The following is a 12814-nucleotide window of genomic DNA, read 5'->3' as shown; positions in this document are numbered from 1 at the left end:
TTAAAAATCTTTTTTTATGTTCTATGGTATAAGTCCAATGGGAATTACCCCATTGAACTTTTATGCTGACTCCAATTTTTGCAAATGAGCCTTATCTAATTGCGACTTTGCATATTCCAAAGTCACCTTAAACTTCTTAACTTTCTTGGATGGGATTTCAAACATGGCATCCATCATAATTGCCTCTACAATAGAACGGAGTCCACGTGCACCCAATTTGTATTCTACAGCCTTATCAACTATACAATCCAATGCATCCTCATCGAAAGACAATTCAATACCATCCATCTCCATCAGCTTGATATACTGCTTCACAATAGAATTCTTTGGCTCTACCAAAATCTTACGCAAAGCCGCTCTGTCCAATGGATTCAGATAGGTAAGAACTGGCAAACGACCAATGATTTCAGGTATCAGACCAAAAGACTTCAAGTCTTGTGGCAGAATATATTTCATCAAATCAGACTTATCGATGTTTCTGACATTCTGAACTGAATTATAACCAACGACATGTGTATTGAGGCGCTGGGCTATCTTCTGCTCTATGCCATCAAAAGCACCACCACAGATAAAGAGGATATTTCTTGTATCGACATGGATATAATCCTGATCAGGGTGCTTTCTTCCTCCCTTTGGCGGAACGTTGACCATTGTTCCTTCCAAAAGTTTCAGCAAGCCCTGCTGTACACCCTCACCACTTACATCACGGGTAATAGAAGGATTATCGCTCTTACGTGCAATCTTATCTATCTCATCAATAAAGACAATACCCCTTTCAGCGGCAGCTACATCATAATCGGCTACTTGGAGCAATCGGCTCAAGATGCTCTCTACATCCTCACCAACGTAGCCAGCTTCTGTAAATACAGTGGCATCTACGATGGTAAAAGGAACATCCAGCAACTTGGCTATGGTTCGGGCAAGCAGCGTCTTACCTGTACCTGTGCTTCCTACCATAATAATATTACTCTTTTCGATTTCCACACCATCATCAGTCTTCTGCTGCTGCAAACGCTTATAATGGTTATAAACGGAAACTGACAAATAGCGCTTAGCTTCATCCTGACCTATTATATACTCATCAAGATACTTCTTGATTTCAATAGGCTTTGGAACATCTTTAAGTTCAAAAGAACTATTTTTATCATCCTTTAAAACTCCTGTTGACTGGACTATATCCCAGGCCTGACGCGCACAATCCTCACAGATAAAACCACTGATACCTGTAATCAGCAGTTTCACCTCAGTTTCATTACGTCCACAGAAGCTACATACTTTCTTCGGCATACCTTATTATATATATATTATTTTCTCACCAAAATAGAATCAATCATACCATATTCCTTTGCCTCTTCTGCTGTCATCCAGTAATTTCTATCACTGTCTGCCCATACTTTCTCATATGGAGTATGAGAATGGTTAGAAATAATCGTATATAATTCTTTCTTGAATTTTTGAATTTCCTTTGCTTCAATCTCGATATCAGAAGCCTGACCCTGAACACCGCCAAGTGGCTGATGAATCATCACGCGGCTATGAGGCAAAGCGGCACGCTTACCCTCCTGACCTGCAACAAGAAGAACTGCGCCCATAGAAGCAGCCATACCTGTACAGATAGTAGCCACATCTGAAGAAATAAACTGCATGGTGTCATAAATACCCAAACCTGCAGTCACGCTGCCACCAGGACTATTAATATAAATAGAAATATCCTTGCCGCTATCTACAGAATCCAAATAAAGCAACTGTGCCTGAAGTGTATTTGCAGTATAGTCATCAATCTCAGTACCCAAGAAGATGATACGATCCATCATCAGTCGAGAGAAAACATCCATCTGAGTCACATTGAGCTGGCGCTCCTCCAGAATATAAGGGTTCAAATACTTAGCCTGCGACTTGATGACGTCATCAAGCACCATTCCATTTATACCAAGATGCTTGGTTGCATATTTTCTAAAATCATTCATATTACATCAATTATTATTCAAATTTATATACGAAAATCGAGGTTATCGACCTCCATATCTCGTTCCGTGGAACAAAGATAATAAAAAAAGTCGATAACCTCGAAATAAATCTGATATTTTTTCTAAAAAAATATTATTCTTGCATCATCTTGTTGAAATCCTCAACAGAAATCTCCTTTTCGTTCAACTTAACAACAGTCTTCAATGTTGTAGCCAACTTACGGTCGATAGCACGATCTACCAATGCCTCAGTAGAGTTACCCTTCTTGATAATCTCATTTGCATAGTTCTCAACATACTCCTCAGGAATGTTGGCCATACCATACTGAGCGAACTGTGCACGAGCTGCTTCCTTTGCTGTCTCCTTGACATCTTCGTCATTAATCTTGATATCCTGAGCCTTGATAAGCTGCTCCTTGATCAAATGCCAAGTCAACTCCTTAAGGCTCTCCTCGTAGTTCTTCTCTACGAAGTCCTCGCCCTTATCCTTATTGTTAGCCAACATGATACGCTTCAACAATGCATCTGGGAATTCCAACTTGCCAACCTTCTTCTCGCAATGAGCACGAACATCAAGGAGGAACTTATAGTCAGAGTCACCTACCAACTGTGCCTGCAAGCCCTCAGCAATCTTAGCACGGAAAGCAGCCTCGTCCTTCACATCTGTATCCTCACCAAGAGCCAACTTGAAGAGCTCCTCGTTTACCTCATGCTTCTTGAAACGCTGGATTTCTGTAATCTGATAGCTGAACTCAGACTCCAAATCCTTCACAGAATCACGCTCAATCTTCAAGAGCTGAGCTACCTCTGTATCGTTATCTGGATAAGCCTTCTTAGGATTGAATGTGATGATATCACCTACCTTTGCCTCATTGAAAAGGTTCTTCTGCTCTTCTACCTTAATGTAGCTTGGCATCATAACGGCAGCCTCTACAGTAATGCCACCTTCCTTGGTATTACCATTCTCGTCCAACTCACGCAAGTCACCCTTCAGCATATCATTCTCCTGATAAACCTCAGCCTTCTCATAGCTACCAGAACGAGAAGCGTACATTTCTACCTGCTGATCAAGAATCTTATCATCAACAGTGATATTGTAGTAATCTACCTTATCACGACCAGAAAGAGCAACCTTGAACTCTGGAGCAACAGCGATGTCAAACATGAATGTATAAGGACCATCCTTCTCAATATCAACTGGCTCCTGCTTCTCTGATGGGAGAGGCTCACCGAGCATCTGGATATTATTGTCCTGTACATACTTGTAAATCTGCTGGCCTACGAGCTTGTTGATAGCCTCCATTTTTACAGATGCACCAAACTGACGCTTAATCATGCCCATAGGAGCCTGACCTGGACGGAAACCAGGAACGTTAGCTTTTTTACGATAGTCCTTCAATGTCTTCTCGACATCATTCTTGTAATCCTCCTCTTCGACAACGAGGGTCAAAAGACCATTAATCTTGTCAGGATTTTCAAATGAAATTTTCATCTTGATGTTTTGTTTTTATATTATTAATTATTTTCTTCTTAATATTTTAATAGTTCGTCAACACGATTGGCTTGCAAAATTACGCATAATTCGTGAATATACCTAATATATAAGAGAAAAATTTGTTTTTTTAACCATCTTCCTCTGCTTCTTTGGCTCTTTTCTGCTCATCAATGAGCTGAAAGTCTTTCTTACGAAGCACAAAACTATTACTTAAATACTTCTCACGAACCACCTTGTTGGTTGCCAAATCCTCCGGTTTACCCTGAAACAGGATTTTTCCTTCAAACAAAAGATAGGCACGGTCGGTAATAGTCAGCGTCTCCTGCACATTATGGTCGGTAATCAGAATTCCAATATTGCGATATTTCAGACGCCAGACAATGTGCTGAATATCTTCCACAGCAATAGGATCGACACCGGCAAAAGGCTCATCCAACATAATGAACTTCGGATCAATGGCCAGACAACGGGCAATCTCGGTACGTCGACGCTCACCACCAGACAACTGGTCACCCTTGTTTTTACGAACCTTATTGAGACGGAATTCATTAATCAGACTTTCCAACTTTTCCAACTGATAGCTGCGTGGTTTACCCGTCATTTCCAGTACAGACAAGATATTGTCCTCGACACTCATCTTCCGAAAGACACTTGCCTCCTGAGGCAAATAACCGATACCAGCACGGGCACGTTTATACACAGGATAATTGGTAATATCCTGATCACCCAGATAGACATGACCTTCATTAGGTACAACCAAACCAGTAGTCATATAGAAAGAGGTAGTCTTACCTGCACCATTTGGTCCAAGCAAACCTACAATTTCTCCCTGCTTCACATTGATGGTAACACCATTGGCAACAGTTCTTTTACCATAACGCTTCACCAAACCCTCTGTTCTGAGAACCAGTTTTTCGCCACAATCCGACTGCTGTTGAGTATTAATTATTTCGTCCATAATTTGCATTTTTAGAGTGAAGAACTATTCATTCTCCGCATTTTTGGTGCAAAAATACTAAAAAACAAGCAAATATCACTTATAAAATCAAAAAACTATTCATTATATAGTAGTTTTTTAGAGGATTTTGGTTACTTTTGCACCATTAAACAGAGATTTATTAGCATGTTAATAACGAAATGGCTTACCACCTTCGGTAAATATCTTATCTTAATGGGGCGTTCTTTTTCACGTCCTGAGCGATTACGCATGTTTCTGAAACAATATGTGAAAGAAATGTCACAATTGGGTGTCAACTCCATTGGCATCGTACTGCTCATATCATTCTTCATTGGAGCAGTGATCTGTATCCAGATGAAATTAAACATCCAAAGTCCTTGGATGCCAAGATGGGTATCGGGTTACACCACACGTGAAATCATGCTCTTGGAGTTTTCTTCCAGTATCATGTGTCTGATTCTTGCCGGAAAGGTAGGTTCCAATATTGCATCAGAGCTGGGAACCATGAGAGTTACCCAACAGATAGATGCTCTGGATATCATGGGTATAAATTCTGCCTGTTACTTGATCTTACCTAAAATCTTAGGTTTGGTTACTATCATGCCTTTTCTGGTAATTTTCAGTTCAGGCATGGGCATTATTGGTGCTTATGGTACTGCTTACATCGGACATATTTTGCCTCCAGATGACCTGACATTGGGACTCCAGCATTCATTCAATCAATGGTTTGTATGGATGAGTATCATCAAGAGTTTGTTTTTTGCATACATCATCGCCAGTGTATCATCATTTTTCGGTTATACGGTGGAAGGCGGTTCTGTAGAAGTGGGTAAAGCTTCCACAGATGCTGTAGTCAGCTCAAGTGTTTTAATACTCTTTTCTGATGTATTCCTTACACAAGTGCTTTCATAACAACTCAAATACCTCAAATTATTCTATAAGATTATGATTGAAGTTAAAAACTTAACAAAGTCTTTCGGTGACAAGACTGTTCTCAACAATATAAATATGGTATTTGAGACCGGCAAAACCAATTTGATTATTGGCCAAAGCGGCTCAGGTAAGACTGTGTTGATGAAAAATCTTGTTGGATTGTTAGAACCAACAAGTGGTGAAGTGCTCTATGACGGGCGCAATTTCGTACAGATGTCCAAGAAAGAAAAGGTATTCATGCGCCGAGAAATGGGTATGATTTTTCAAAGTGCAGCTCTCTTCGATTCCCTGCCGGTTTTAGAAAACGTGATGTTTCCTCTCGACATGTTTTCCAACATGAATTACAAGGAAAGAGTTAAAAGAGCACAGGAATGTCTTGACCGCGTAAACCTGATTGATGCACAACACAAATTTCCAGGTGAGATTTCTGGAGGTATGCAGAAGCGTGTTGCCATCGCACGCGCTATTGTCATGAATCCAAAGTATTTGTTCTGTGACGAGCCAAACTCTGGTCTTGACCCAAAAACATCATTGGTCATAGACGAATTACTCTCAGGCATCACTAAGGATTACAACATGACAACTATCATTAATACCCACGATATGAACTCTGTAATGGGTATCGGTGAAAATATCTGTTTTATCTACCAAGGGAAAAAAGAATGGCAAGGTAACAAGAATGAAGTCATTTCATCCACAAACGAAAAACTGAACGACCTTGTATTTGCTTCAGACCTCTTCCGCAAGGTAAAGGAAGTTGAAATGAAAGAAGCAAAACCATAATAATACAGAAAATAAAAAAGCTACCAGCAAAGAGCTGATAGCTTTTTTATTTTCATCTCATTTTCCAATCACCATGAACCAGTACCATGGGCACAACAACCTGTTCTTTAGTACTGTCACCATACACCATCTGTAAGAAAACATCAGCCACATGGCGAGCAGTATCAGCCTTGGCATGCAGAACATGAATACCTGCCAGTCCCTTATGTTCTTCTTGCTGCTGCTCCATAAACATCCGGGCATTCAGCAACAATTGCTCATGATAACCTTTAGGAATACGATTCGGCTGATTGTATCCAGCCACAAAATCATTATATTTCCCCTCTAAGAGCAAGTCATAATAACCCTTGGCTGCAATCCCGGCAAAATAACCAGGATCAGGAGTTTCCTTCTTACACGAAGCAAATACCAATCCTATGCTCAATATCATGAAAAACAAGAATTTCTTCATCTTATCTCCAATTACTTTTGACGGATAAAAACATTAATTGGACAGCCATGCAAAGACCAGTTCTCGCGAATCTTGTTCTCCAAGAATCTACGATAATTCTCCTTCACATACTGTGGCAAGTTGGCATAGAACACAAACGACGGAATCGTAGTGTTAGGCAACTGTGTACAATATTTGATCTTAATGTACTTACCCTTAACACTCTGAGGAGGAAAAGCCTCAATGATAGGAAGCATCACCTCATTCAGTTTAGAAGTTCCGATGTGAACCTTACGGTTCTGATAAACCTGCTTAGCAGTTTCCAAAACTCTGAAAATACGCTGCTTAGTCAAGGCAGAAGCAAAGATGATTGGGAAGTCAACGAATGGAGCCATACGCTTGCGGATAGCATTCTCGAAGGTATCAATAACCTTTTGATTCTTTTCCTCAACCAAGTCCCATTTATTCACAACAACAACCAGACTCTTATTATTCTTCTGGATCAACTGGAATATATTCATATCCTGAGTCTCAATACCACGGGTAGCATCAAGCATCAAGATACACACATCACTATTTTCTATTGCACGGATAGAACGCATGACAGAATAGAACTCCAGATCCTCGCTTACCTTGTTCTTACGACGAATACCAGCAGTATCTACCAGATAGAAATCAAAGCCAAACTTATCGTATCTAGTATAGATACTATCACGGGTCGTACCTGCGATTTCAGTCACGATATTACGATCCTCACCAATAAATGCATTGATAATACTGCTCTTACCTGCATTAGGACGACCAACTACAGCAAAACGTGGAATATCTTCATCAATACTTTCCTCCGGATTATCCTGGAGTTTATCCAAAATCATATCCAGCAAGTCACCTGTTCCACCACCTGTAGCTGCACTAATACACTGAGGATCACCCAATCCTAACTTATAGAACTCAGCTGCCTGATAATATTCAGCACTATTGTCTACTTTGTTGGCTACGAGGATTACAGGTAATTTTGCACGACGGAGAATAAGCGCAACATCCTCATCCCAGTCCGTCAAACCAGTATTTACATCCACCAGGAAGAGAACCAGATCAGCCTCCTCTGTAGCTACCAGAACCTGTTTACGGATAGCATCTTCAAAAATATCATCTGATTTAACGACCCAACCTCCAGTGTCCACTACAGAAAATTCTCTACCATTCCAACTGCACTTACCATATTGGCGGTCACGAGTAGTACCAGCCGTATCGCTAACAATGGCACGACGAGATTGAGTCAAACGATTGAATAAAGTAGATTTACCCACATTTGGGCGACCTACAATTGCTACTAAATTTGCCATAAAAGTCATTTTTCCTCCTTCCTTTAGGAGGCTTCAAGGATGTGGTCTCTGCATCCAAGTTAAAAATTTGCCGAAGCTGACCATGCTCCGGCCCTCGCCAATCAGCGAGAGTAACTCCCTCGATTACATTCAGGGAGTTATGTTTTATAAAGATTACTCCGGATTATATCCGAAAGCATCCAATTCTTTTTGAGAACTACGCCAATCCTTATCAACTTTGACGAAAGTTTCCAGGAAAATTTTCTTGTCGAAGAATTTTTCCAAAGCCTTGCGCGATTCCGTGTTTACCTTCTTCAACGCAATACCTTGATGACCAATGATAATACCCTTCTGGGAATCACGCTCTACGTAAATCACAGCGTTGATATGAATCTTATGTTCATCTTCCTTAAAGCGCTCCACTCTTACCTCTACAGAATATGGAATTTCCTTATCATAATAAAGAAGAATCTTTTCACGGATAATCTCTGAAACAAAGAAACGAGCAGGTTTATCTGTCAACTGATCCTTGTCAAAAAAAGCAGGCGACTCAGGCAACAGTTCTTTGATACGCTTCAAAAGCATATCTACACCAAACTTATTCTTAGCAGAAATAGGTAAGATTTCAGCATCAGGCAACAAAGAGTGCCATTTCTCAACAATATCCCCTAATTTAGTTTGGTCGCTCTCATCAATTTTGTTAATCAACAGCAAGACAGGAATAGTCATCTTTCGTACCTTTTCCAGAAAATCCAGATTTTTTTCAGGATTTTCCACGACGTCGGTAACATAAAGAAGAACATCAGCATCAGCCAATGCACTCTCCGAGAATGCAAGCATCATCTCCTGCATCTTGTAATTTGGCTTCAAGACACCAGGAGTATCAGAAAACACAATCTGCATATCATCGGTATTAACAATACCCATGATACGATGACGAGTAGTTTGAGCCTTAAAAGTAGCGATACTGATACGTTCGCCCACCAATTGATTCATCAGTGTACTCTTACCAACATTAGGATTACCTACTATATTGACGAAACCTGCCTTATGCATAAGCAAACTTGATTTAAGCTAAAAAGACGCATCTCTTATGAGAAATAAGAAAGATGCGTCTTTTTTATTTGTGGATTTTATTATTTTATTATTTTCCGTAAGCAGAGCCATCATAAGCCCACTTATAGAAGGATGCACCATGTACAAATCCAGCACCAAAAGCAGTAAAGATGATATTATCACCCTTCTTGAGTTTACTTTCAGCATCCCACAATGCCAAAGGAATTGTAGCTGCACTTGTATTACCATAATGATCGATGTTGACAACAACCTTGTCCAAAGGAATACCAGCACGCTTGGTAACCGCCTCGATAATACGGAGGTTTGCCTCGTGAGGAATTACCCAGTTTACATCGTCTGCTGTCAAGTTGTTCATCTCCATGATTTTCATCACATCGTTGCTCATATCAGTTACCGCATAGCGGAAAACTGTACGACCCTCCTGATAGAGGTAATGCATGCGATGATCTACTGTAAAGCGAGATGGAGGACAAACAGAACCACCAGCCTTCATATGAAGGAAAGGCAAGCCTTTACCATCAGTACGCAGGTATGAGTTCTGAACACCTACATTTTCTTCCTCTGTTGCCTCGACAAGAACTGCGCCTGCTCCGTCACCGAAGAGTACGCATGTTGCACGGTCTGTATAATCTACCAAAGAAGACATTTTATCAGCACCGATAACAATAATCTTCTTAAAGCGTCCACTTTGAATCATGCTGGCAGCAACATCAAGTGAATACAAGAATCCGCAGCAAGCTGCAGAAAAATCAAATGCAAAAGCATTTTTCAATCCAAGCTTGCCCAAGACAATAGATGCTGTAGATGGGAACTTATAATCTGGTGTAGTTGTTGTCACAATGAGTGCATCAATTGTATCAGGATCAACACCAGTCTTCTGAATCAACTGCTTGGCAGCCTTGCGGGCCAAGTAACTGGTTCCGAGACCTTCTTCAGTAAGAATACGGCGCTCTTTGATTCCAACACGAGTTGTAATCCACTCATCTGTTGTGTCCACCATGCGAGACAACTCCTCATTGTTAAGGATATAGTCAGGCACGTATCCACCTACACCAGTAATTACAGCATTAATTTTACCCATTATTCAGCTGCTTCCTTTACAATTGCAACCTTGCCTCTGTAGTAACCGCAAGTTGGGCAAACAGTATGGTAAACATAATATGCACCACAGTTAGGGCAAACTGCCAATGTAGGAGCTACTGCCTTATCATGAGTTCTTCTCTTAAGTGTACGTGTCTTTGACTGTCTTCTTTTAGGATGTGCCATAATTTTTTAAATGTTTAAATTTTAATTTTACTTTTTCAATTTTAAGAGGGCTGCCCAGCGCGGATCTACAGTTTCCTCTTCTTCCTCACCGCTTCGGGCGGCAGAATGCTCTTGAAGCATTTCAATCATAGCAGGGTTGCATTTTCCAGGTGCATGCACATGCTTGATAGGAATATTGAGGGCTATAAATTCATAGATAAACCACGCGACATCGAGTATTCCTTCGTTCTCGGCCACAATCACGAGGTCATCTTCTTCTGAGTAGTCTTCTCCGAATCTTACGAGTAATCGGTCATCAGTCTCAATGGATTGCTCCATATCATCCAGACAGATATCGCAAGGAATGTGTACAATGCCTTCTGTATGAAAATTGAGTTCGAAGAAATCGTCTGTACGGCTAATGGACAGACTACTTGACAATTCTCCACTCTGAATATCAGGGGCATCAATTGCCTTAAAATATGAATCATCAAGTTTAAACTCAAGGATAGAAGCTCCCTGAGGCAACGCTTTCAGATCAATTTTAAAAGACTCTATATTACACATATTACAATATTAGTATATTGTTTCGGGGTGCAAAGTTACAAATTATTTTTGAGATAAAATAATTTTTAGTGAAAAAAACTCTAAAATATAGCATATTAAGCAGTTATTTCAATATATTTAATAGAAACCAACCATTTAAATTCGCTTATCGAAGAGGTAATTCTATCCTGAAAGTAGTACCTTTTCCTACTTCCGAACTTTTCACCCATATCTTACCGTTATGGTATTCTTCAACTATGCGTTTGGTAAAGACAATCCAAGTCCCCAGCCTCTTTCTTTTGTAGTGAAACCTGGTCTAAACACATTATTAAGATCTTTGCGCTTGATACCCTTTCCCGTATCACTCACCTCAATAACTGCACATTTATCAGTTTCTTCCACACGAAGTGTAATCCTGCCTACTTTTCCTCCCATGGCATCAACTGCATTTTTGGACAAATTTTCAATGACCCATTCGAATAGAGAAGCATTGATCTTGACAATAACATCATGCCGAGGAAACTCTTTTACCATCTTTATAGATTTGGAAGTACGGCGATCCATATAGTCAATAACATGATCAAGCACCTCATTCAAGCTGGAAGGAACCGGTTCTGGAAGAGAACCGATCTTAGAGAAACGGTCTGCTATCAATTGAAGCCGCTTCACATCCTTATTCATCTCAGGAATTAAGTCATCATCTGGATAAGTTTCTTTCAAGATTTCTATCCAAGCCATCAGACTGGAAATCGGAGTTCCTAATTGATGAGCAGTTTCTTTTGACAAACCTACCCAAACTTTATTCTGTTCTGCTTTTTTAGAAGAAAGAAGAGCAAAGATGGCTACAACGACAAAGATAAGAACAATACCCAACTGAACCAAAGGATAAGCAGCTAACCTTTTCAACATAAGAGACTCATCATAACAAACCTGAATATAATCATTATTATTCTGGTTGAGCATGATTTTGATGTGTCTTCCTTTACGAAGAAAGTTTTTACCCAATAGAGCCGCATTCTTTAGGCTGTCATTAAAATCAGCACCACTGAGTGTGACATTACGGAAAACCTGTGCATTTCCTTGTGAGTCGAGAACGACAACAGGAATTGTATTATTTTCATTAATAACCTTCAGTACAAGATTAAGATCCGTTTTTTCATCAGCATTATTAAGAGTCCTCATAGCCTCTGCCCAAACAGCCATACGATTTTTTTCCTCATTCTCCAAATCAGTCACCAGAAAATGAGAGATGGCAAGAGATGCTGCAGCAATAATGATTGCTGCAGAAACCAGTAAAATCTTAACTTGTCTAATTCTATCTGTCCAAATCATTTATATACTTATTGAAACTCAAATAAATAACGAGAGAAAATGTTTTTTATTATAAAGTAAAAGGAAAAGAAGAAAAAAGAGTGAGCCAAAGAAGATCTGTGGAAATCCGTGAAATCTGTGGGACAAAATAATCAATGAAAAAAAATCTGTGTAAATCTGTGAAATCTGTGGGACTAAAATAATCAATGAGAAAAAATCTGCGTCATCTGCGAAATCTGCGTGACAAACTAATATTCAGCGAGAAGAAAAAACCAGCGGAGAAGAAAAAGATCCGCGGGAAGATAAACAAAAAAGCCTCAGAAATCTTTCGAAATCTGAGGCTCTTCATTGAAAGGAGGCGGCGACCTACTCTCCCGCATTGCATTGCAGTACCATCGGCGCAAGTGGGCTTAACTTCTCTGTTCGGAATGGGAAGAGGTGGAACCCCACCGCAATAACCACCTGATAATGGGTTATGACGTATTTGCACACAAGCAAAACATGAATAATGACTCATGAGAAATGATAAATCTAACATTCCTGCTATATTCAGACTCAACATACAGTTGAAACTATGAACTTTCTAAAGAAAGTGTTCGGGCAATTAGTAATGCTCAGCTTTGACATCGCTGTCTTTACACCTGCATCCTATCAACGTCATCGTCTATGACGACCCTCTATGGAGTTCTCATCTTGCGGCTGGCTTCGCACTTAGATGCTTTCAGCGCTTATCCAATCCAGACT

At 40.0% G+C, this 12814-nt stretch carries 12 protein-coding genes, 2 rRNA genes and 1 pseudogene; 2 read left to right on the top strand and 13 right to left on the bottom strand.

Annotation, left to right across the window (positions count from 1 at the left end):
- Window positions 1–60: 60 nt before the first annotated feature.
- From clpX to lptB, 4 genes are all read right to left on the bottom strand, one after another.
- The gene (gene clpX / locus EXN75_RS03925) at window positions 61–1287 is read right to left on the bottom strand and encodes an ATP-dependent Clp protease ATP-binding subunit ClpX (protein WP_118119025.1); all 1227 of its coding nucleotides are present in this window, start codon (window positions 1285–1287) and stop codon (window positions 61–63) included.
- A gap of 17 nt (window positions 1288–1304) precedes the next feature.
- Entirely contained in the window at window positions 1305–1967 is a 663-nt protein-coding gene (clpP, locus tag EXN75_RS03920; protein WP_118119027.1) for an ATP-dependent Clp endopeptidase proteolytic subunit ClpP, read from the bottom strand.
- Window positions 1968–2100: 133 nt separating this feature from the next.
- Window positions 2101–3459, bottom strand: a complete 1359-nt coding sequence (tig, locus tag EXN75_RS03915; RefSeq protein WP_134842851.1) for a trigger factor — start codon at window positions 3457–3459, stop codon at window positions 2101–2103.
- A gap of 130 nt (window positions 3460–3589) precedes the next feature.
- Complete coding sequence (gene lptB / locus EXN75_RS03910) at window positions 3590–4420, bottom strand: LPS export ABC transporter ATP-binding protein (RefSeq protein WP_118119032.1); 831 nt, start codon at window positions 4418–4420, stop codon at window positions 3590–3592.
- 165 nt (window positions 4421–4585) lie between these two features.
- Here lptB and EXN75_RS03905 point away from each other — a divergent pair, with 165 nt between their 5' ends.
- Together EXN75_RS03905 and EXN75_RS03900 are read left to right on the top strand one after the other, a co-directional pair.
- Window positions 4586–5332: an MlaE family ABC transporter permease gene (locus EXN75_RS03905; protein ID WP_134842850.1), complete on the top strand. Its 747-nt coding sequence runs from the start codon at window positions 4586–4588 to the stop codon at window positions 5330–5332.
- A 33-nt stretch (window positions 5333–5365) separates the two neighbouring features.
- Window positions 5366–6136, top strand: a complete 771-nt coding sequence (locus EXN75_RS03900) for an ABC transporter ATP-binding protein (RefSeq protein WP_134842849.1) — start codon at window positions 5366–5368, stop codon at window positions 6134–6136.
- 52 nt (window positions 6137–6188) lie between these two features.
- Here the strand turns inward: EXN75_RS03900 and EXN75_RS03895 are convergent, their stop codons facing one another.
- From EXN75_RS03895 to EXN75_RS03855, 9 genes and pseudogenes are all read right to left on the bottom strand, one after another.
- Window positions 6189–6587: a hypothetical protein gene (locus tag EXN75_RS03895; protein ID WP_134842848.1), complete on the bottom strand. Its 399-nt coding sequence runs from the start codon at window positions 6585–6587 to the stop codon at window positions 6189–6191.
- A gap of 11 nt (window positions 6588–6598) precedes the next feature.
- Window positions 6599–7912: a ribosome biogenesis GTPase Der gene (der, locus tag EXN75_RS03890; protein ID WP_118119053.1), complete on the bottom strand. Its 1314-nt coding sequence runs from the start codon at window positions 7910–7912 to the stop codon at window positions 6599–6601.
- A 153-nt stretch (window positions 7913–8065) separates the two neighbouring features.
- Entirely contained in the window at window positions 8066–8947 is an 882-nt protein-coding gene (era, locus tag EXN75_RS03885; RefSeq protein WP_022110950.1) for a GTPase Era, read from the bottom strand.
- Window positions 8948–9035: 88 nt separating this feature from the next.
- A complete protein-coding gene (locus tag EXN75_RS03880; protein WP_118119046.1) occupies window positions 9036–10049 on the bottom strand; it encodes a beta-ketoacyl-ACP synthase III in 1014 nt (337 codons plus the stop codon).
- Entirely contained in the window at window positions 10049–10234 is a 186-nt protein-coding gene (gene rpmF, locus EXN75_RS03875) for a 50S ribosomal protein L32 (protein ID WP_006848356.1), read from the bottom strand. The genes EXN75_RS03880 and rpmF overlap by 1 nt, the downstream gene beginning before the upstream one ends.
- Before the next feature lie 27 nt (window positions 10235–10261).
- Entirely contained in the window at window positions 10262–10780 is a 519-nt protein-coding gene (locus EXN75_RS03870) for a YceD family protein (RefSeq protein WP_134842847.1), read from the bottom strand.
- A gap of 145 nt (window positions 10781–10925) precedes the next feature.
- A pseudogene (locus EXN75_RS18605) lies at window positions 10926–11194 on the bottom strand (sensor histidine kinase).
- Window positions 11195–12423: 1229 nt separating this feature from the next.
- Window positions 12424–12536 (bottom strand): 5S ribosomal RNA (gene rrf, locus EXN75_RS03860).
- 118 nt (window positions 12537–12654) lie between these two features.
- Window positions 12655–12814: ribosomal RNA gene (locus EXN75_RS03855) — 23S ribosomal RNA — on the bottom strand; the annotation flags it as partial.

Origin of the sequence: Segatella hominis (assembly GCF_004535825.1) — a bacterium.
GTDB classification, from domain to species: Bacteria; Bacteroidota; Bacteroidia; order Bacteroidales; family Bacteroidaceae; genus Prevotella; species Prevotella hominis.
This window is presented reverse-complemented; position numbering and strand designations above follow the sequence as displayed.